We start from the raw sequence: 21,389 nt of genomic DNA, 5'->3' as shown, positions 1-21,389 counted from the left end.
ACTTATTCCTTGGTTTCACTGCTGACTTTAGCTAATTGGCTTAACAATTCAAAGGCTTTGCCGCTTTGAATGGTTGCCAGCGCCAGTAAGGTTCCCGCTTTCACTGAATCAGCAATCCCACAGACATATAAAGCACAACCGGCATTGATGGCGACCGCATTGGCGTGTGCTGCAGTACCGCTGCCTTTTAAAATTGCCTCGGTGATCAAGGCATTCTGGGCGGGCTCGCCACCTTCTAAGTCTGTTATCTGCGCTAAAGGCATGCCTAAATCAGCGGGCGTGAGTTGATACTCAATAATGTCGCCGTCTTTTAACTCGGCCACTTGGGTGTTGCCGTGCAGCGCAACTTCATCTAAACCGCTGCCGTGCACTACCATAGCGCGTTTTGTGCCAAGCGCCTTTAATACTTTTGCTATGGGTAAGACTAACTCAGGGCTATAGACGCCAAGCAACATAAATTCGGGGCGGGCAGGATTGATAAGTGGCCCTAACACATTGAATAAGGTGCGCGTTTTCAGTGCTTGTCTTACGGGCACCGCATGTTTTACTCCGCCGTGGTAGTGGGGCGCAAACAAAAAGCACAGATTCAATGCGTTAAGACAACGACTGGCGGTGTCTGGCGACATAGTTAAGTCAATGCCAAATTGCGCCAAAAGATCCGATGAACCCGATTTACTCGACACGCTACGATTGCCGTGTTTGGCGACCTTAGCGCCCGCCGCCGCGGCAACAAAGGCTGCAGTGGTGGAAATGTTAATAGTATTAAAGCCATCACCACCCGTGCCAACGATATCAACGATGCCATTGTAAAGTGGATTGTTGTTTCGCTCAGGGCAAGGAAAAGGTTTGGCGGCGGCGCGCATGGCATCGGCGGCACCACTGATCTCATCTATGGTCTCGCCACGCATTTTCAGCGCGACTAACATCCCCGCCATCGCGGCTTCACTCATTTCACCGCGAATTAATGCGCCAAAGAGTTCGGCAGTTTGCTCGCGGCTTAAACTCTTACCTTGGTATAAAAGGTCGAGTAAAGACTGAATAGGATTGGTACTCATGCATTTACTCCTGCTGTCATGTCTTGGGTTAGAAATGCCAAGGTTTGAATGAGCAAGGTGCTGCCTAGGGTGGTGAGAATCGATTCTGGGTGGAACTGAAAGCCAACGGCTCTGTGCTCAGGGTGCAGAATTGCCATCGGCATAGCGTCAGTCGTTGCGATCACTTGTAAGCAATCAGGCACCTGAGTAGCGACGAGACTGTGATAACGGGCAACAGGCAGGGGAGAGGGTAAACCAGCAAATACGCCAGTGCCATCATGGAAAGTCGGGCTTGCCTTGCCGTGCACCACAAAAGGCGCGCGCGCCACTGTGCCGCCGTAATATTCCACCATAGCTTGATGTCCAAGGCAGATCCCCAGCATAGGCACCTTGCCCGCGACTTTGGCGATAAGCGCCATCATAGAGCCCGCCTCATGGGGCGCACCAGGACCGGGTGATAACACTAGTGCTGCGGGTTCTTGTTCGTTAAGCAGTTTTTCGGCGATAAAGTCGGCGGCAACATCGTTGCGGTAAATCACCACTTCACAACCTAGGCTGCGAAATTGATCCACTAGGTTGTAGGTAAAGGAGTCAAAATTATCGAGTAGATAGAGTTTCATATTGGGCTCCTTATTATTGCGGTATGTTGGTGTTTTGATTTGCTGGCAGCCCAGCACCCATCTTGATGGCCGAAATCACGGCTTGGGCTTTTTGACGGGTTTCATCCGCCTCACTTTGGGGATCGGAATCGAACACCACCCCCGCGCCCGCTTGAATAAAGGCGGTGCCATTTTTAACAAAGGCGGAGCGGATAACGATGCAAGTGTCCATGTCACCAAGGGCGTTAAGGTAACCCACTGCACCGCCGTAGCTGCCGCGGCGGGCTTTTTCCGCTTGGCGTACCAGTTGTGATGCGCGTACTTTTGGGGCGCCTACTAAAGTGCCCATATTCATACAGGCTTGATAGGCATGCAGCGCATCTAAGTCCTGGCGCAGTTGACCCGTTACACGGCTGACGAGGTGCATCACGTGGGAATAACGGTCAACTTTTAATAATTCGGCGACTTTGCGGCTGCCGCTTTGGCTGATGCGGGCGATATCGTTGCGGGCTAAATCGACCAGCATTAAGTGTTCCGACAGTTCTTTTTTATCTAAACGCAGTTCAAGTTCAATGCGGCTGTCTAAGTCAAAATCAATCTCGCCCGTGGCGGTTTTGCCACGTTTACGAGTGCCGGCAATCGGGTAGACTTCGACTTGATTACAGCTGGCATCAAATTTGAGCGCACTTTCTGGTGAGGCGCCAAACAGCGTGAAATCATGGCCCCTGAAGTAAAACATGTAAGGGCTAGGATTAGTCAGGCGCAGAGCACGATAAGCCCCTAAGGTGTTCGGGCAAGGCAAACTAAAGCTACGGGATGGCACCACTTGGAAAATATCCCCCGCAATAATGTGTTCTTTCAAATCGATAACGGTTTGTTTGAACTCTTCATCGGAAATATTGACTCGCTCAGTTGCATCGATAGCGACCAGTGTCGGCACATCGGCAGGTGAATTACCTAAGTTTTTACATTCTGCAGTTAAACTTTGTACCCGCTCGCTTAGCGCTGCGGTGACTGAGGCACTTTGATCTGAATCAAGGCTGAAATTGTGGGTAATAATGTCGGCTTGTTTCAGTTTATGGTCGATAAGGATTAAGGTTTCGGCGAGGTAAAATAAATAGTCTGGGCAATCGTTATCGCGGCTTGGCACGGCAGGCAGCGGCTCGACGGTATCAATCAAGTCGTAGGCCAGTACGCCACCTAAAAACAGATCCTCAAAGGCGGGCTTGGTTTGGCCGTCAGTATGGGCGCCACAATCAATTTGCTGGATAAACATCCGCAGGCCATCGAGTGGCGAAGTGGATTTTAGGCGTGCATCTTCATCCTGCAGCTGAGTGTCTTTTTGCAGCGTGACCACTAAGGTGGATTGTGCGCTTTGGCAGTGGGCAGTCGGGCTAAAAAAGCGTTCGATAGGGGCGAGTAAACTGGTGCCATTGCTGGTCAGAGCGGTGAAGGTCAGTTGATAACCGTCGCAGCGGATCATCATGGCGGCGTGGGTCATTACCATGCTTTTTAAGTGATCTTTACTGTCGATTTCGGCCGATTCCAGCAACATAGTATGGGGCGCATCTTGGGTGATGTGCTGATACAAGCGCAATGGGTCGCTGTGGTAGGTTAATGCCGCCTTGAGCGTGCTTGAGCGTGCGAATGTCTGTTTGGGCATGTTCATACTCCAGCTACCTGATTAAATGTCTTTAACATCATGAGTTATCTCGCTTTCTTAACTTTTTTACCCGAGTCTGCCGACATTTTTCGCACCTAACAAAAAAGCCCGCATTTCTGCGGGCTTCTTGTTGATTCTGGTCACTTTCAAATGAGCACAGAGCTTCACACCACCCGCTACGTTGGGAAGTGCCACCACCAAATGATGTTTAATGAAGCGTTAATGTGGGTCATTCAAAAGGGTCTCGCTAATTCGTTAATGGACCTATAGAAAACATGAGCCGAGCAATAATGTCAATTGAATATTTTTCAAATTAGATCATTTGTGGTCAAAAATCCTTAGGTTAAATCGGCAATCCTTGGCATAAAGTGCGAGATAACTGCACATTTCTTAACAAATTCGCGTACAATAGCCCCATGAATACTCAAAGCATATTGGCTGATTTACACAGCCACACGACCGCGTCCGATGGTCAGTTAACTCCGTCTGAATTGGTGGCCAGAGCCCTTGAAAAGGGCGTGCAATTATTTGCCATTACCGATCACGATACGGTTGCCGGTTTAGCCGAGGCCCGTCACTTTAATCAGGCCCAGGCGAACCCGCTTAAATTGATTTCAGGGGTCGAAATTTCGACTCGCTGGAACAGTTATGACATTCATATTGTTGCGCTGAATTTCGATGCCGATAACCCAGCGCTATTAGCATTTTTAGAAAACCAGCGTGAATTGCGTGAATTACGTGCCCAAGAGATTGGTCACAGATTAGCTAAGGCGGGCATTGAAGGTGCCTACGAAGGTGCTAAGGCATTGGCGGGTGATGCGGCTTTAAGCCGTGGTCATTATGCTCGTTGGATGGCTGAAAATGGTCATGCTGTGGATATGCCAAGCGTATTTAAACGCTATCTGGCTCGCGGTAAAACCGGTTATGTACCCAATAATTGGGGCGATATGGCCAGTGCGATTGAGGTGATCCACAATGCGGGTGGATTAGCTGTTTTAGCCCATCCTAGCGGTTACAAGTTATCCGCTAAGTGGTTAAAGCGTTTAGTGCGCGAATTTAAAGAGGCGGGTGGAGATGCCATGGAAGTGGTACTCGGCCAGCAAACGGTGGACGATAGGGCAAATCTTGCTGCTCTTAGTGTTCAAAATCAGTTGCTTGCATCGATAGGAAGTGATTTTCACTTTCCAAGCAATTGGATCGAATTAGGTAAAAATCTGTATCAGCCCCAAGGTATTGATTGGGTCTGGCAGTCAGGATCTTGGGTGGAACGACCATGAGTCAGTTTTTTTATGTACATGAAGTAAATCCGCAAACACGTCTTATCAGTCAAGCTGTTGCCGCCTTAAAAGCGGGCGGTGTGATTGTTTACCCCACCGATTCGGGCTATGCCTTAGGCTGCTTGATTGGTGAGAAAGACGCGATGACGCGGATGGCGCGCATTCGTCAAATCGAGAACGATCATAATTTTTCCTTGATGTGCCGCGATTTATCCGAACTTGCGACCTACGCCAAGGTCGATAATCAGGCGTATCGCATTCTAAAAAGTTGCACGCCTGGGCCCTATACCTTCATTTTTAAAGCGACCAAAGAAGTGCCGCGTCGGCTGCAAAATGATAAGAAAAAGACCATAGGTATTCGTGTGCCCGACAATGTGATCGCGCTGGCGTTGCTTGAAGCCTTAGATGCGCCGCTGATGTCGACCAGCTTAGTGATGCCGAATGCGGAATTTGCCGAGTCGGATCCCGAGCACATTCGCGACTTGCTCGAACATCAAGTGGATGTGATTATCCACGGTGGTTATTTAGGTGAAAAACCGACCACAGTGATCGATATGTCTGAAGATGGCGCCGAAATTTTGCGCGAAGGGGCGGGGGATATCAGCCCTTTTCTGTGATAGCGACAGTTTGAAAACTCATTTATCGGTTTCTTTCGCGGCGTAACGCGGCTATTTGGCAGTTTTATCGCCGCAAATTTACAGGTATAATCGCGCGTTTGGCGTAAGGCCATGGGTGATTGTGTTCAATCTGTGGGTGTGACACGGAGAAAATGGCGGATGCAGGGCACGCAACAGAGTTTACCCTTAGCCGTTATTCGCGGTCAGGCAATGACCGAAATGCCGCTGGATTTGTTTATCCCGCCCGAGGCATTGGAAGTGTTTCTTGAGTCCTTTGAAGGGCCGTTGGATTTACTTTTATATTTGATCCGTAAGCAAAAATTAGACGTTGTCGATTTACCCATTCAGCAAATTACCGCGCAGTATTTAGAATATATTACGTTGCTGACTCAGGCTCGAATTGAACTTGCCGCCGACTATTTAGTGATGGCAGCAACGCTCGCGGAGATTAAATCCCGTTTGCTGCTGCCGCGTATGGTGGCCGAAGATGAGGTTGAGGAAGATCCGCGGGCGCAGTTGATCCGTCAGTTAAAAGCCTATGAAGTGATTAAAGAAGCGGCGCAAAAACTCGATGATTTACCGCGGCTCGAACGGGATGTCTTTCAAGCCAAAGCTGTGGCTGCACCGGATATTAAGCCGTTAATGATCCCGCCAGAGGTTTCGTTGTTTGAGATTGCCCGCGCCTTTGGCGATGTGCTCAAACGTATCGATGCCAATGAAGATCATCACGTTAAGCGCGAACACTTGTCGACCCGCGAGCGCATGAGCCAGATTTTAGCCATGTTGAACTCGGAAGATTTTACGGCATTTGAATGCTTATTTACCCTAGAAGAAGGCCGCGCGGGTGTGGTGGTGACCTTCCTAGCTTTGATGGAATTAGTCAAAGAGTTATTGGTCGAATTGTACCAAACAGAACCGTTTTCAATTATTTACGTAAAGGCCTATTAATTGATGCAGATAAATCCGACTCAATTAAAACAGCTGATTGAAGCGAGTCTGTTTGTATTGGGGAAACCCTTGTCGGTGAAAATGTTGAAAGAAACGCTACTCGTGGATTTCTCCGTTTCCAGAGACAAAATCAAAGCTGCATTGGACGAGCTGCAGCAGGATTATCAGGAAAGAGGTGTGCAACTTGTGAAAGTCGCTGGGGGTTACCGCTTCCAGACCTTAGACGTTCTGAGTCCTTTTTTGCAGCCCCTGTGGCAGGAAAAGGCGCCTAAATATTCGCGCGCGACATTGGAAACTTTGGCTGTGATTGCCTATCGTCAACCAGTGACCCGTGGCGATATTGAACAGGTGCGCGGTGTGGCCATTAGTAGTCACATCATCAAAAGTTTGTCGGATAGACATTGGATTAAAGTAGTTGGCCACAAAGAAGTCCCGGGGCGACCCGCACTGTACGCCACTACCTTAGAATTTTTAGCATATTTTGGCTTAGACACCTTAGCGGATCTCCCCGCACTTACGGATGCTGAGTCATTGCAGGCGGTTTTTTCAGGACTGAAATCAGCGCCAGAACAGTCAGAAGAGCAAAATACTAATGAGTGAAAAATTGCAGAAAGTCTTGGCCCGTGCAGGCCATGGCTCCCGTCGTGAGATGGAGGCATGGATTGCTGCAGGTCGAGTTAGTATTGATGGTGTCATCGCTAACCTTGGTGACCGTATCGAAGCAGACGCAAAAGTACGTATCGATGGCAGAGCGATTTCGCTTAAATCCGCCGATGATGTGATTTGCCGTGTGCTAGCATACCATAAACCCGAAGGCGAGATTTGTAGTCGTAAGGATCCCGAAGGTCGTCCAACGGTATTCGATCGTCTACCCAAAGTGCGGGATTCGCGCTGGGTAGCCGTTGGCCGTTTAGATATCAACACTTCAGGTTTATTGTTGTTTACCTCAGATGGTGAATTAGCGAACCGCTTAATGCATCCATCGAACGAAGTTGACCGTGAATACGCAGTGCGTACCTTCGGTGAAGTGCCTGAAGCCACGGTTCAGCGTCTGCGCACCGGTGTGATGCTAGAGGATGGCCCGGCTCAGTTTGATAGTATCAAAGCCGCGGGTGGTGAAGGTATGAACCAGTGGTGGCATGTGTGTTTACGCGAAGGCCGTAACCGCGAAGTGCGCCGTCTGTGGGAATCCCAGGAAGTGCAGGTGAGCCGTTTGATCCGTATCCGTTATGGTATGGTCGAATTGCCAAAATCCTTACCCCGTGGCGGCTGGGTTGAATTGCCAATAGAGCAAGTCAACTATTTACGTCAATTGGCGGGTCTTGAACCCGAAACCCGCACTATGCTTGCCGCCGATAAACACAGCGTGGCCCGTGCTCAGGTGAAGAGTGCCAAAATTCGCCGCGCCGTGCGTAAGCATAAAGTCACTGGGGCTGGAAAAGCCAAGCCAACGCGCCAGCGTAGTTAAGTTGTTTTATCCCAATGAAAAAAAGGCCGCTTAGCGGCCTTTTTGCTTTCCGTAGCCGATGGCTATGTTATAACAAAGGAAATTAAGGTCAGAGGCGATGAGCAATGGAGCTAATTTCAGTCAAGCGAATTTGGGATCGAGGGGAGCATAATGCTTTTACCGATTTAATCGCGTTTCAGAAGGCACTTTTTTGTGTTTTTCGCGAAGGCTCGGCCCATGTGTCTCCCGATGGTGCCCTGCGTGTTCTGCGCTCCGTCGATGCTGGTGACACTTGGCAAAGTGTGGCACTGCTCAGTTCTACTCAGGCCGATTTACGGGATGGCAAGTTGGTTGAGTTTCAAGGGGAACTCTTGTTATTGGGCGGCGGCGCACCCCACGATAAATCCGGTTTACAGTCGTACCTTTGGTGCTCGAAAGATGGAATATGTTGGTCAGAGCCACTTGAAGTCGCGGATAAAGGTTATTGGTTATGGCGCTTAACAGCACATCAAGGCTCACTCTATGGGGTTGGTTATCGAGCAGGTCCCGATGGCGATACCCGGCTGTATAAAAGCGATGATGGGATAGCATTCAATACTTGGATTAATGTCTTTAATAATCAGGGGTATGTCAATGAAAGTTCCCTCGTGTTTCATCAAGATAACGGTTTTTGTTTATTAAGGCGCGATCCCGTCTGGGGCCCTGAGTTTTTAGGATTATTAGGTAAAAGCTCGCCGCCTTTTAATCATTGGCAATGGCAAGCATTAGATAAACGTATCGGCGGACCTGTGATGTTTATCTATCAGTCCCGGTTATTGGCTGTGGTGCGTTTATATGAGGGGCAGATCCGCACGGCGCTCGTCGAGATCGAGCCGGATGCTGGAACGATTAAGGAGTTATTAACCTTGCCATCTCAAGGGGATACAAGTTACGCGGGCGTGGTGCTCAATGGAGACATTCTGTGGGTGAGTTACTATTCTAGCCATGAACTCGCTATTGTATCCCACTCAGAAGGGACGAAAGATCAAGACAATAAAACCCAAGATAAGTCTAAAACCATGATTTATTTTGCCCAAATTAAGCTTGCGGATGAGATCTAAAAGCAAAGGGAGCCGCAAGGGCTCCCTTTGCTTAAAAGCGACTTTCACTTATTGAGCGTTAAATTGTTGACCATTGATTTTGCAGGAATCCTGCCCCATCAAATACAGATAGGTTGGCATAATTTCTTCAGCGGTTTTTAAATCTAATGGATTTTCAGCTGGATAGGCTTTTGCACGCATCTCAGTGCGGGTCGCACCTGGATTGATGCTGTTAACGCGTACTGAAGTGCCATCGCATTCGTGGGCGAGGACTTGCATCATGCCTTCGGTGGCAAATTTGGAGAAGGCGTAGGGACCCCAATAGGCTCGTCCCTGACGGCCAACACTGCTTGAAGTAAAAATGATTGATGCACTCGGCGCCTGGCGCATGATGGGCAGCAGGGCCTTAGTCAGCATCACTTGGGCCGTCACATTGACCTTGAGCACATCTTCGAGGGATGGAATATCAATATGTTCAAACGGGCCTAGGGCGCCGAGTAAACTGGCGTTATGCAGTAATCCATCCAAATGACCAAACTGTTCGCTAATAGTATCAGCCATATCACGGTAATTTTGCTCGGTCGCACCTTTAAGATCTAAGGGCACAATGGCGGGTATTGGGTAACCGGCCTGTTCTATTGCATCGTAAACCGCTTCGAGTTTTTTCACGGTTTTACCGAGTAAAATAACGGTGGCACCATGCTTGGCAAACTCAATGGCGGCCGCGCGACCTATGCCCGCACCTGCGCCTGTGACCAGAATAGTTTTACCTTGGAGTAAATCTTTTGCTGCTTGATATTCCAACATGAGTCTCTTTTTCCCCTTGGCGAGAATGCCCGCCACTTCTAGAGTCGCCGAACTGATAAACGTGTGTTTCAAACAAACGCATGAAACTTTGTTATCAATAGCTAAAATGTTTGTGACAAACTTGTGGCTAACTCAATATTTTTACGTTAACTTGAAACGAGTTAGGGCTAACATAAGCCCTATTAGTCATAGAGTTCGCGCTATTGTGACTAATTTCTTGGGGAAAACAAAATTATTACAACAAGATTTGGGGAAAAAAAATGAAAAGACTCATTTTGTGTGTTGCGATTGCATCTGCACTGGGCCTCACAGGATGTAGCGAGGACAGCTATAACGAACTCAAGGATAAGACTGATCCGCTCATCCCTGAATCCCATATGGTGTTCGACCCCGCTAATTCAAAGGTACCATTGCCAAACGATTTACTCTTCAGTGGCACGACCGATGGCACTTTATCAATTCCGGGTGAAAGCTCGGGCAACTATGTCGATCCACAAATCGCACTTGGGGCGTTAGATGGTTGGTCGACAACATCACCGATTTCTATTGATATTGATTTAGCAAAAAACCACGATGGTACACAACTGACCTTAATGGCGGCATCTGTTGCACAACCGGGTGCGGTAAGAATGTTTGAAGCCACTGTGGGCGGCGCGCTATCGTCTGATCCCGAATGTAAGGCTAAACCGTCGGTTTCAGCCTGTAAAGTAGGGGCCGAGTTACAGTTTGGCGTTGACTTTGTATCGACGGCTTCTGGTAATAAAGTGGTAATAGTGCCACTCAAACCTCTTAAGGCTGGACAGTCGTATATTTATGCGACGACTAATCTTATTCAAGACTCTGAGGGCAGAGGGATTGCACCTTCAACAACCTATGGGTTGTTGAAAATGGATATCGATACTTTACCCCTAGAAACCCCAGATCAACTGATGCTGCAAACCTTAGTCAACAGCTATGAGAAAGGCATTGCTGCGGCACATAATGTGGATACCTCAACCATTAGTTATGCTGGGCTATTTACGACTCAATCGGTTGCAAACGTCTATGAAACGACAAAACTCTTGATGGCACAGGGCGCGCCCTATGCGCCAAGTTTTGCGCAAATGCCAACGCCTACAGGTTTCACAGTGGCTCAAGCAGCAGGGCTGGGTCCTGAAGACGGTGCGGCCTATGTGGTGTCGAGTTTAGCGGATGTGTATACCGCAAAAATTAAATTACCGATTTACGGTGATTGTTCATCTGTGAGCTGTTTATCTTCAACGGGTCAACCTTTGATCAACGGCCACTGGAAAGCCCAAGGCGATAGCCCTGTTTCGGTATTGCTCGCGCTGCAAGCGGGTACACTTAGCCAAACTAATTTTGGGATGCAAGCCGTGGCTAACGGCATTGAAAACCCTGCCGATGCCTTAGCAAACCCGGCGTTGATGGCAGGTAAAACCTGGTTACTAGATGATGGTACTCCGGCCGATAAGACCAAGCATTTAACGAAATTTAACCCTATTCCGGCCATTAAAGGTTATGAAACTGTCTCTGTGCTGATTTCAATGCCTAATGCGACTAAATTAGCCGGCTTCTATCAGCAGCAAGGTTTAACCTTTATACCACCGACGTCAGGCTGGCCAACCACGATTGCGCTGCATGGTTTAGGTGGCGGTAAAGAAATGTCATTGGCCTATGCGGGTAGTTATGCGGCTATGGGTGTCGCTACTATGGCTATCGATATGCCACTCCATGGTGCGCGCTCCTTCGATGCGAACGGCGATGGGATTTATGAAGTCTCAGCAACGGATCCTTCTTTTGGTGCTGTGATTGGTCAACCCGATGCCTTTAAAAATGGCAATCCGTTAGTGTTTGTGAATATTTCGAGCACTTTGTCGGTAAGGGATAATTTCCGTCAGGCGACGATGGATCATTTAGGTGTTCGTCTAGCGTTAACGGGTTTAGCACAGGCTTTAGCACAGGCAAATCAGCCGCAAGTCTTTGACATATCGAAGATCAGTGCCCAAGGTCTGAGCTTAGGTGCTATCGTTGGCACTGACTTTGCGACCTATGCCAGCACCGGCATGAAAAATCCAACAACGGGTGATGCATTGCCAAATGCCTATGCTATCAATGCGGCGTCATTAGTGGCGCCAACAGGAGGTTTAGCGGGCTCCTTTGCCGGTTCTGCAACCTTTGGCCCAGTGCTATTTAGCAATATCACCGCATCGGCAACCTTCCAAGCCCTGGTCGATAAAGCGAATACCGCAGGGTATGAGCCTGGTAGCCCAGAATATGCAGCACTAGTACAAGCAGTGTACGCCCAGTTTATTCCTACCTTTGCCTTTGCGGTGCAAACGGCGGTGGATTCGGCGGATCCTGTGAACCATGCTGCTATGTTAAAGGCGACGGCTTTACCCGTTCATTTAATTGAAGTGGCAGGGGATGGCAACGGTAACTTACCGGATCAAGTGTTACCTAATCGCGTGGATAACTTCCCGCTATCGGGTACTGAGCCTCTGATCTCTGCTATTGGTTTACCTTGTGTCGACAGTACCAGTAAAGGTCCTGGCGCGGTGCGTTTCTCTAAGGGACACCATAGCTCTATTGTTGACCCAAGTGAGAAAGATTCCACCGATGGTATGGCTGCGGCAGCTACCGTTGAAATGCAGACCCAGGTAGCCACCTATGCTCTATCTGCGGGCAAAGGGGACGCAACGGTTTTAGTCTCAGACACTGGTGTGATTGCAACTTGTCCTAACTAATTCCTATCAAATCCAGAAAACCCAGCGAATGCTGGGTTTTTTTATGGGCCTTTAGGCTGTTAGAATAGCCCGCAATAAATTCAGTGAAGAGACACGCAAATATGCGTCCCAATGGAGAGCACTTTGGAATTTTTATACGAGTATGGAATGTTTTTGGCGAAAGCCGTCACTATTGTGGTCGCTATTATCGCCGTGGTTATTGTGGTGCTGGCTTCTACTGTAAAGCATAAGTCAGACAAGGGTGAGCTGAGGATCACTAACCTGTCTGAAGAGTTAGCCGAGCTTAAACATGATTTGAAGGCAGAGTTGCTAACAAAGAAACAATTCAAGGCCTACGAGAAACAATTGAAGGCCGAAGAAAAGGCCAAAGAAAAAGCCGCCGATGAAACCCACACCGGTAAAGTATTCGTGATCGATTTCAAAGGCAGTATAGATGCGGCCGAGGTGGCTTCACTGCGTGAGGAAATTAGCGCCATTTTAGCCATTGCCGAAAAAGGCGATGAAGTTATCGTCAATGTCGAGAGTGGTGGCGGTATGGTGCATGGCTATGGGTTAGCTTCCAGCCAACTTGACCGTTTACGTCAAGCCGATATTCCTCTGACCGTCTGCGTCGATAAAGTGGCGGCCAGTGGTGGCTATATGATGGCCTGTGTGGCCAATCGGATTTATGCGGCGCCCTTTGCTATTGTCGGTTCTATCGGTGTAGTCGCCCAGTTGCCTAACTTTAATCGGTTGCTGAAAAAACATGAGATTGACTACGAGCAACACACGGCGGGGGATTTTAAACGTACGCTGACGGTATTTGGTGAAAATACCGATGAAGGCAGACAGAAATTCCAACAGGAACTGGAAGAAACCCATGTGCTGTTTAAGGCCTTTGTGGGTAAGTATCGCCCTGAATTAGATCTCGCTAAAGTCGCGACGGGTGAACATTGGTACGGCCAGCAGGCCATTGACTTAGGGCTTATCGATGCGATATCCACCAGTGATGATGTTCTTATGTTGCTGGCGGGTGAGCGCACCGTGTATAAGCTGCGTTATCAGATCAGGAAAAAGCTTACCGATAAAATTGCCCATGGTGCATCGCTATCCGTTAATGCGATTTTTAATCGCCTCGTCGAGAAGAATCGCCCTATCTAAGGGCAAATGTCACGGCGATGCCGCTCTATGCTGAACTTAAAACGCCTGCAATTTGCAGGCGTTTTTTATAACCAGTATCGATGGTACAAATTTGTACAGTTTTTTAACATTAAGTTAAAATTAAGGCTGTTAAAAATAAGGTAAATCTTATACAACTAACGGGTAAAGGATCGATCTAAGATGGGGAGGTTTCATGTTACAACGCGTCGACTATAAAACGAATATGATGGTTGGAGATCAAACTTATCCTGCATTTGAACTGCGAAATATTTTGGACTTTATTGCTTCGCAATTGGGGGCGGCTGCGAAAGAGGAAGTCTGTTTGCATATTGGTCTGGGTCATCAGGAACTTAAGCACTGCCAGTTTGTTTACGTTTGGCAAGTTGAATATGCCATGGAGTTTTTACGTTTACAGGGCCAAGACCCCGATATTGGCACTCAGTTAGGCTTAAGTTATACCGTGAGTAGCCTAGATGTACTGTTACCGCATTTGGCTCAGTTAACCACATTACAAGCTTGCCTGCAGTTTGTCGTCAATCACCCTAGATTAGTCGGTAGCTTTACCGATACCTTAATGCGGCTCGAAGACCAATGCATTTGCATCCGTTGGTTGAACACGGGACGCATTGAAAAGAGTCAATATCGGTTTCAGTTTCTTCACAGTATTGGATCTTTGCTTGGGCTTGCGCGTGAGTTAACGGGGCAGGCTGTCTCTTTAGCCGAGATTAACTTGGCGGAGCCAGCACGCGATAGCCAATTTTTAGCGCAGGCAACGGGGGCCGAAATTTGTTTTGATAGTGAATATTTTGAATGGCGCATCGATTTGAGTTGGCTGTCTTTACCTGTTGTTTACGCTTTTTCCGATCATCAAATTGCCGCGAGTGAGGTAAGGGCAGTTTCTTTTATCGATACTGTGCTTAGTGTGATCCGGGAGAGTTTTCCCCGTGTGCCAAACCTAGATGCGATGGCCGCTCACATCCATATGAGCGATAGAAGCTTTAGGCGGAAGTTGGCTCAGTTGGGCTCAAGTTACCAAAGGCTGGTGGATCAAGTGCGTTGTCAAAAGGCGATTGAACTTATTCTAGCTAATCAATTGAGTATTGAGGCGATTGCCGAAACTATGGGCTATGCCGACGTCAGTCATTTTAGGCAATGTTTTAAGCATTGGATTGGCCATCCGCCCGGATATTTTAGCCGCCTGAATCGCCATGAAATACATAAATGAACTCAATACTGTTCCCTAAATCTATACACAGTTCCCTAAATACAGTTGCCTAAACTCGGTGCCAGTGAATCTATCCATAGCTTTATCAGGTCCACCCCCTCGCTATGCTCAATACTACGGCCTATGGGCGGCATTCTATCCTTAGGCTCAGACAGTGTTTGGCGGTACAGCATAATAGAGTGCTCCGCATTGCCGGGGACGATATCGTAATCGAGTCCTTTTTCGCCACCATCCCACCCCGGGGGCTGCTTGCAAATCCCATATTGATAACTGCTGTGGTCGACATAAAACCCAAGTCTTAATCCTGAGATACTGGCAAAGCCATTGGCACTGTGACAGTGGGCGCAATTAACATCTAAGTAGCCCTTAGCCCGGGCAGTTAAGTCGCTATTGGTGTCATTGATGGCAAAGGTTTTGCCTATTTCACTTATGGGGGGTAAAGAGGTGATTAGCCCCTGCTGGGCCCAAAGTTCCAATTGGTTGATATTTTGGCCTTGATTGCGCACATCAAGGTTGAGTAGGTGCGCCTTAAGGCCAATGGGGGTGATTTGGCTGTTATTGTTTTGATTACTCTGGTGGCAAATTTTGCACTCGCCGCGACTAGGGATGGCATAGTCAAAGGTTTGAGTTTGGCCCTGATTGGTGAGTGTATGACGGACAGTGGCTCCCGCGGTTATCAGTTTGGCTTCTCCCTGTTGCCATTGATAGGCAAGGCTCGTCCAGCCTAGGGATCTATGGATTAACAGTCTGGTCTCGATAAGGGTTTCATTCGCAAAACCTGTGATGGCGGTGTCGAGTGGTAGGGTAAAGGTTTTGACGAGCACAGTACCAACAGGGAGGTCAAATGCATTTTGGGGTTGATATTGAATGGTTTTACCTTCGGGTAAATAGATAAAACGGTATTTACTGGCATAGTTTGAAAATAACTGCGTCGCCAATTGGTAGCTAAAACCGGGTGATTTGGGTTGTGTGGTTGGGTTTAAAGGGTCGGTAAAGAGTCCGTATTGACTTAAACGAGGGCAGTCTTCGGCCATCAGTGCCTGCCAGTTTACCTGGGATGTACTCTGTTCACACAAGCCTTCGGGCGTAGTGGGCACTGTGGGCACCGTGGGTGTATCAGTGCTGATATCTTGACTGTCACTGCCACCACAGGCGGCTATTTGGCTGCCGATAATGAAGATTAAGCTACACATTAAACTGTTTTTCATCGTAAACATCCACGCAATCGGAACTGTCTGCTATGTAAAAAGGCTGGCATAGCCAGCCTTTTCATTGTGCGCTTTAAAACGAGCTTTGGGTTAGTGGGAGCAGCTCGCCGCAGGTAAGCGTTTGATCCATTCGCTTATCAGGGCTGCGCCTTCGTCATGGGCTAAACTGCGGCCAATTTCGGGCATGCGATCACCAGGCGTCGTACTTGCCATTCTAAAGTGCATAATAGACTCGTCTGCATTACCCGGGACTATATCGAACCCTAGATTGCCGCCACCGTATGCGACGGGGGATTTACAGGTACCGTGGGAGAAACCCGCATCATCACCGTAGTTACGCCAGTATTCGAGTTTAAGGCCTGTATTTGAGGCATTACCTTCGGGTCTATGGCAGTGGGCGCAGTTGATGTCTAAGTAGCCCTTTGCGGTTTGCATTAGGGCAGTATCGCTAAGGTTTGCTACGTTAGTTTCATCGCCGTCTTGATAGGCGGGGACCTGTGGGACTTCGCTAAGATTTGGTAGCCCCTCCAAGGCACCTAGACTTTGCCATTTCAGTAGCTGGTTCATCGCGCCATCTTGATAGCTATAACTACGATTTAAATGGCGGGCCTTAGGACCTATGGGCATAAACACGGCGTTGGTGTTCTCATCGGCCTTATACTGATGGCACTGCTTACATTGGTTCATGCTAGGCACGACATAGTTAAAGGCAAGATTTTCCCCTTTATGCATTAACGTTTGACTGCTGATCGCCCCTGCTTTGGCGAGGGTGGCATTGGTCTTATCGGCATTCCATACATAGGGCAAGGCAGTCCACCCTGTTGGGCGATGGATAAGCAGCCGCGTTTCAATCAAGCTTTCATTGCTAATGCCACGTTTACTGGTGTCACTTGGCAGGGCAAAGGTCTTGGCTATCACTGTGCCTACTGGAAAATCGAAGGACTCGTTTTCAGAGTAGGTAGCTTTTTGACCTGCAGGTAGGTACACAAAACGGTACTTACTGGCGTAGTCGGTAAAGAGTGGTGTGTTTAAATCATAGGGTATGCCATTCGAGTTGGGCGCCACCGTGGGATTTTTAGCATCGCTAAAGAGATTATAATCCGACAACCTAGGGCAATTTGCCTTGAGCAGGGCATCCCAACTGACATTCGACCCAATGGCTTGACAGAGTGATTGATCGCCGTCGCCCACTAGGCCGCCTTCACCTTCGCCGATAGTACCGCCACCGCCGACGAGTACACCGCCATCACAGCCTTCGGTATTATCATCGACACCGCAACCGAAGACTTGGCCAGCAAATGTTACCGTATGCACGGGCAGACTAATCTGTGAACACTTGAGTAAGTTGCCCTGGGTCTTTTCATATTGCACATCGGCGATGCTGATATCCGTGTTGCTGTTTGCATAGAGTCTACCGTAGGACACATCACCGTTATCACTGGCGCAGACATTGTCGCTACCATCTTCGGCAAAGGGCGTTTCCTTTAAGCCTAAATAGGCGGCGGTGCCATTGTTGGACAGCATTTCCCCTAAACCGTCATAGAGTACGCCGGGCAGAGTGCCGTGGGTTAGAATATATGCACGAATAATATCTTGAATTAAATAACCTTTTGGCTTGCTGCCATAATCAGTGATCAGGTTATCATGGAGATAAATATTACGCGGCACTGGGCGCCAACCGTCCTCAATAGCTTGGCCGGGTTGACCATAGTTTCCAACAAAGGTGGTCATGTCAGGTTCTGCAATAAAGAAGCTGCTGACGGTCACGCCTAAGGTATCGTGGTGGGTGATTTCATTATTGAAAATTTCCACATCGGCGGTGGAGAGAACAATAACCCCAGTGCCTGGTGGCACTATATGCACTCCCGCAGGGTTTGCCGAGGCATTGGCAAAGTTGGGCGTGTTATTGTCATACACTTTGTTATTGAATATCCGCACACTTGAGCCATATCTATGGTTATTAATGGGCAAATCAAAAATTAATATACCACCCGTGTTACCCATGGCTTCGTTGTCATACACATCGGCGTATTTGGAGTTTTCAATCTCGATCCCCGCAACGTTCTCCTTGGCGATATTGCGGCGTACCACAATATATTGGGACTGCCCGACGTAAATCCCCGCATCGGCACTGCCACGAACATAACTATCTTCGATAAGAATATTTTCGCACTCAACCGGGTACAGGCCATAGGCGCCATTATCTTTATCGAGCGGCCCCTCCCAGACAGTACCGACTCGACGCAAAATGATGCCGTTGGTGTTTTTAAGCTTAATACCGTTATTTTTGGCTTCGTTGACCGACAGATCTTGAATGATGATGTTCATCGCATTTTGCACAAAGATACCATCGCCCGAATTGGCTTGGGAGAAATTGAGCACAGTGTCATTCATGCCATAACCCATGATAGTGACGTTTTTGGCGAAACTGCCATCACCGTCCACATCCCCATCGAAGAGTAAGGTCGAATCAATATTGAAGGTGCCCTTAGGTAACACTATCACGGCGCCGCTTTGCGCATTGATCAGGGCTTCTTGAATGCGGGTGGTGAGGTTATCGCCCGCGGCAATCTTGATGGCACCTTCGGGGAAGGTCGGCCCCGTTTCCGGTGGTTGAACGACAGGGGGAGTCACTGTGGGCGCTGACTCATCATCGGAAAGACAACCGCTGAGATTAAAGGCCATGAGTAGGGCTATCCCCGTAGGCATTAGCCATGCAACCTTACTCGAAGTCTTTTTGTGGATTTGAGCGGATGAAACCCTCAGGCTGGTCGCCTTAGCTCCCTTAGTCCTGGGTGGATTAATGGTATTGTTGAACATGATTGCTCCCTTTTTGTTATTATTTCGTTAACAGAATGCGCTAGGGGCAAAAAAAGGCAATGTGAAATATGGCCAAAATGGTGCAACATGTGATAGGGAAAATGATGAATTGCGGCTTTCTAAAATAACAGGGCGCTCAAGGCGCCCTGTTGCTTAGCGATAATCTGTACTCAATCAGATTTGATAGCTGATATGTTGATGGAAACGCACCACTAAGTCTTCGCGTTCCGGATCCAGTCCTATCTCAGTCGCAAAGGCTTTCAACGCGGTTTCGACATTATTCATAAAGCGACCGAAGCCTGAATCGTCACAGTCTTTCGTGCCCGCCACTATGGTAAAGTGGGCGGCTTCGACTAAGTTATCGGCATCCCAGCGGCGGATCACTTGTTGCTCGGTCGCATTTGGATCGAAGCCTATCATCTGCACTTCGGCTTTGCTGTCGAGTTTTTCAAACTTACTGTTACGCACCAGTGGCGTTAAGCCGTTAGCAATCATCGCGAGGCGAGTGAGTTGTTTATTGGCCGCCGCCTTGAGAAAACTATCCTCAAGATGCTGATATAGCGGGGTAAAATCTGTTGCCGAGTCGGGTAATAACCCCTGTTTGAGCTTGCGGCTCAGGGGTAAACTGACAGTTACATAGGTGAGTGAGCTGGTATTTTCCGGTAACTCGCATTTTCTGGCTTTATATCTTGGACCTATGGCACGCAGTTTATAGCCGTAGGTTTCCTTATTGCCCTTGGCTTTTGCGAACAGATCATAGGATAAATGCTGATGATCACGGATCTTCACCTTAAGATCCTTAATCGGTAGCTTAGGCATCAAGGCATTGAGTAACTCCCGCACCTTAATATGAAAACTGGCGGAATTACTGCGAATATCTTCGCCCGTGGCGAGGAACACTATGCGCAACTTACGGGCGCGGTAGTTTTCCTGCGAGAATAAATTTTGAGCTTCATGATAGGCTGGATTGTAAAAAAACAGAATTTGTTCAGTGGTTTGGAAGCAATAGGCTTCGGTATGGTAACGTACAACGGGCAGTTTATCGTTAGTGATCACGTGGACATTACGCAGATCGTGTTGTTCTGCCAAATTGAATATCAAACGGCTTAAGGTTTGATAACAGCTTTGATAATCGGGATATTGGCTCAGTAACTCATCCGTCACCTTGATTTCGGCGGTGATATATTGGTTGGTACGGGCTTCCTTGGGTATGTACACTTTTTGCTGATGGCTAAGGGACATATTGACTCCTTGTTGGGTTAACCATTTGCTAACACGAATTTTACTGTTTATCTATAGGGCTAATATTGCGTTAGAACACGTTTTTATCCGTTGAGCATGAGTTTAGCTAAGCAAGCTGTTTATTAGCTTAAAATTGCAGCTATTTTATTGAGTTAACGCTTTCTCAATCCAAGGTTGCATCCAGTTGGCAATTTTCGCCTGGGCTTTTTCATTGGGATGAATGCCATCACGCTGCATGAGTTCTGGATAGGGCGCGATATCCTGCATAAAGAAGGGGATCAACACTATATCCTGTGCCTTAGATATGTCTTGATACACTTGGGTGAACTTTTGGGTATAGCGAGGGCCATAGTTAGGCGGTACCATGATTTCGCTTAGCAGCACTTTTGCACCGCTCTTTTTGGTTAGGGTAATGATTTGGGTTAGATTATTTTCGAGTTGCGTTGGGGGAAATCCACGTAACCCATCATTCCCGCCCAGCTCAACGACCACGAGGTCGGGGGCGACGGAATCGAGCAGCGCAGGTAAGCGACGCAAACCGCCAGCGGTGGTTTCACCGCTCACTGAACCATTGGTAAACTCATGTTCGGGCAGATTTTCTTGCAGCAGCGCCACCCAACCTGACTGTTCTGCCATGCCATAGCTTGCGCCTAAGCTATCGCCGAGGATCAGCACCCGTGCCGCGTGGGCCGGGGTGGCGACAAATACACTCAATAGGACGAAGGCCCACAGGGGCTTAGCCATTGACTTAACTCTTTGCGATTGACACCAGAACGATTTATATAAGAAGGATCCTATGTCTAACGTCATCTTAAAAAACAGTGCCATCAATGTAGTTAACCTCGAAAAATCAGTGATCACTCAGGAAGGAGTTCTCACTATCCTCAAGGGCATTAACTTAGATGTCAAGCAAGGTGATAGTGTGGCCATTTTGGGGCCATCTGGGTCGGGTAAATCCACCTTACTGGGATTGCTGGCGGCGCTCGATACGCCGACATCGGGGGAGATTTGGCTCGATGGTGTGGCGCTATCACCGCTTAATGAAGAGCAAAAAGCCGCGCTGCGTAAACAGAAGGTCAGCTTTATTTTTCAATCTTTTATGCTAGTGGATACCCTAACGGCACTCGAGAACGTGATGTTACCCGCCGAGCTTGCTGGCGTAAAAAATGCCAAGGAAAAAGCGCAGGCTATGCTGGAGCGGGTCGGCTTATCCCACCGTTTAACCCATCTACCTAAACAACTTTCGGGCGGCGAGCAGCAAAGGGTGGCGATTGCCCGCGCCTTTATCTGTGAGCCTAAGGTGCTGTTTGCCGATGAACCTACGGGTAATTTAGATGGGGTTAACGGCCATAAAATTGCCGATATGTTGTTTGAACTCAATCAGGAAAGCCACACCACACTTATTCTTGTCACCCACGATCTGCAATTGGCTAAGCGCTGTCAGCGGCAACTGGTGATGGATAATGGCCATCTACAGGAAGAGAGCATTCAGTCTTCATTTAACACCCCGCCCTTAGCCAATGCTAAGGAGGCTTAATC

The 21,389-nt window shown here is 48.3% G+C and carries 18 protein-coding genes and 1 other annotated feature; of the genes, 10 read left to right on the top strand and 8 right to left on the bottom strand.

Features of this window, described 5'->3' with window-relative positions:
* Positions 1–2: 2 nt before the first annotated feature.
* The 3 genes from trpD to COW15_RS20005 are packed head-to-tail and all read right to left on the bottom strand — an operon-like array spanning position 3 to position 3,296.
* Positions 3–1,055, bottom strand: coding sequence for an anthranilate phosphoribosyltransferase (gene trpD, locus COW15_RS20015; RefSeq protein ID WP_293635400.1), 1,053 nt, complete (start codon positions 1,053–1,055; stop codon positions 3–5).
* Positions 1,052–1,654 (bottom strand): aminodeoxychorismate/anthranilate synthase component II, encoded by a 603-nt coding sequence (locus COW15_RS20010; RefSeq protein WP_293635398.1) that lies wholly within the window; start codon positions 1,652–1,654, stop codon positions 1,052–1,054. Before COW15_RS20010 ends, trpD begins: the two co-directional genes overlap by 4 nt.
* Positions 1,655–1,667: 13 nt before the next feature.
* Positions 1,668–3,296: an anthranilate synthase component 1 gene (locus COW15_RS20005; protein ID WP_293635396.1), complete on the bottom strand. Its 1,629-nt coding sequence runs from the start codon at positions 3,294–3,296 to the stop codon at positions 1,668–1,670.
* Between the two features lie 98 nt (positions 3,297–3,394).
* Positions 3,395–3,502: a sequence feature (Trp leader region), on the bottom strand.
* Positions 3,503–3,712: 210 nt separating this feature from the next.
* Between COW15_RS20005 and COW15_RS20000 the strand changes: the two genes are divergently transcribed.
* The 6 genes from COW15_RS20000 (at position 3,713) to COW15_RS19975 (ending at position 8,685) form a co-directional block, all read left to right on the top strand.
* Positions 3,713–4,573, top strand: coding sequence for a PHP domain-containing protein (locus tag COW15_RS20000; RefSeq protein ID WP_198780360.1), 861 nt, complete (start codon positions 3,713–3,715; stop codon positions 4,571–4,573).
* Positions 4,570–5,190, top strand: a complete 621-nt coding sequence (locus COW15_RS19995) for an L-threonylcarbamoyladenylate synthase (RefSeq protein WP_253990787.1) — start codon at positions 4,570–4,572, stop codon at positions 5,188–5,190. Before COW15_RS20000 ends, COW15_RS19995 begins: the two co-directional genes overlap by 4 nt.
* Positions 5,191–5,349: 159 nt before the next feature.
* On the top strand, positions 5,350–6,138 hold the full coding sequence (locus COW15_RS19990; RefSeq protein WP_293635436.1) for a ScpA family protein: 789 nt from the start codon (positions 5,350–5,352) through the stop codon (positions 6,136–6,138).
* A 3-nt stretch (positions 6,139–6,141) separates the two neighbouring features.
* Positions 6,142–6,738, top strand: coding sequence for an SMC-Scp complex subunit ScpB (gene scpB, locus COW15_RS19985; RefSeq protein WP_293635391.1), 597 nt, complete (start codon positions 6,142–6,144; stop codon positions 6,736–6,738).
* Positions 6,731–7,606: a 23S rRNA pseudouridine(2605) synthase RluB gene (rluB, locus tag COW15_RS19980; protein ID WP_007649268.1), complete on the top strand. Its 876-nt coding sequence runs from the start codon at positions 6,731–6,733 to the stop codon at positions 7,604–7,606. The genes scpB and rluB overlap by 8 nt, the downstream gene beginning before the upstream one ends.
* 104 nt (positions 7,607–7,710) lie before the next feature.
* Positions 7,711–8,685 (top strand): exo-alpha-sialidase, encoded by a 975-nt coding sequence (locus COW15_RS19975; protein ID WP_293635389.1) that lies wholly within the window; start codon positions 7,711–7,713, stop codon positions 8,683–8,685.
* A gap of 48 nt (positions 8,686–8,733) precedes the next feature.
* Here COW15_RS19975 and COW15_RS19970 read toward each other — a convergent pair whose 3' ends face one another.
* A complete protein-coding gene (locus tag COW15_RS19970) occupies positions 8,734–9,471 on the bottom strand; it encodes a YciK family oxidoreductase (protein WP_293635434.1) in 738 nt (245 codons plus the stop codon).
* A gap of 260 nt (positions 9,472–9,731) precedes the next feature.
* On the opposite strand from COW15_RS19970, the gene COW15_RS19965 reads away from it, so the two are divergent.
* The 3 genes from COW15_RS19965 to COW15_RS19955 all read left to right on the top strand — a co-directional run bounded on the left by COW15_RS19965 (position 9,732) and on the right by COW15_RS19955 (position 14,580).
* Positions 9,732–12,215 carry a VolA/Pla-1 family phospholipase gene (locus COW15_RS19965; RefSeq protein ID WP_293635387.1) on the top strand — a complete coding sequence of 828 codons (2,484 nt, stop codon included), beginning with the start codon at positions 9,732–9,734 and terminating at the stop codon, positions 12,213–12,215.
* A gap of 123 nt (positions 12,216–12,338) precedes the next feature.
* Positions 12,339–13,355: a protease SohB gene (gene sohB / locus COW15_RS19960; RefSeq protein ID WP_293635385.1), complete on the top strand. Its 1,017-nt coding sequence runs from the start codon at positions 12,339–12,341 to the stop codon at positions 13,353–13,355.
* A gap of 193 nt (positions 13,356–13,548) precedes the next feature.
* The gene (locus COW15_RS19955) at positions 13,549–14,580 is read left to right on the top strand and encodes an AraC family transcriptional regulator (protein ID WP_293635383.1); all 1,032 of its coding nucleotides are present in this window, start codon (positions 13,549–13,551) and stop codon (positions 14,578–14,580) included.
* A gap of 35 nt (positions 14,581–14,615) precedes the next feature.
* On the opposite strand, the gene COW15_RS19950 is transcribed toward COW15_RS19955, so the two are convergent.
* The 4 genes from COW15_RS19950 to COW15_RS19935 all read right to left on the bottom strand — a co-directional run bounded on the left by COW15_RS19950 (position 14,616) and on the right by COW15_RS19935 (position 20,594).
* Positions 14,616–15,788, bottom strand: a complete 1,173-nt coding sequence (locus tag COW15_RS19950) for an SO2930 family diheme c-type cytochrome (RefSeq protein ID WP_293635381.1) — start codon at positions 15,786–15,788, stop codon at positions 14,616–14,618.
* 90 nt (positions 15,789–15,878) lie between these two features.
* Complete coding sequence (locus tag COW15_RS19945) at positions 15,879–18,608, bottom strand: SO2930 family diheme c-type cytochrome (RefSeq protein WP_293635379.1); 2,730 nt, start codon at positions 18,606–18,608, stop codon at positions 15,879–15,881.
* 174 nt (positions 18,609–18,782) lie between these two features.
* Complete coding sequence (locus tag COW15_RS19940; RefSeq protein ID WP_293635377.1) at positions 18,783–19,850, bottom strand: DUF3083 family protein; 1,068 nt, start codon at positions 19,848–19,850, stop codon at positions 18,783–18,785.
* Between the two features lie 144 nt (positions 19,851–19,994).
* Positions 19,995–20,594 (bottom strand): arylesterase, encoded by a 600-nt coding sequence (locus COW15_RS19935; RefSeq protein WP_293635375.1) that lies wholly within the window; start codon positions 20,592–20,594, stop codon positions 19,995–19,997.
* Positions 20,595–20,646: 52 nt separating this feature from the next.
* Here COW15_RS19935 and COW15_RS19930 point away from each other — a divergent pair, with 52 nt between their 5' ends.
* Positions 20,647–21,387: an ABC transporter ATP-binding protein gene (locus COW15_RS19930; protein WP_293635373.1), complete on the top strand. Its 741-nt coding sequence runs from the start codon at positions 20,647–20,649 to the stop codon at positions 21,385–21,387.
* Positions 21,388–21,389 lie beyond the last annotated feature (2 nt).

This window comes from Shewanella sp. CG12_big_fil_rev_8_21_14_0_65_47_15, from assembly GCF_002783505.1.
In the GTDB taxonomy this organism is placed as follows: Bacteria; Pseudomonadota; Gammaproteobacteria; order Enterobacterales; family Shewanellaceae; genus Shewanella.
The sequence above is the reverse complement of the archived record's forward strand: the minus strand, read 5'-3'. Positions and strand labels throughout refer to the sequence as shown.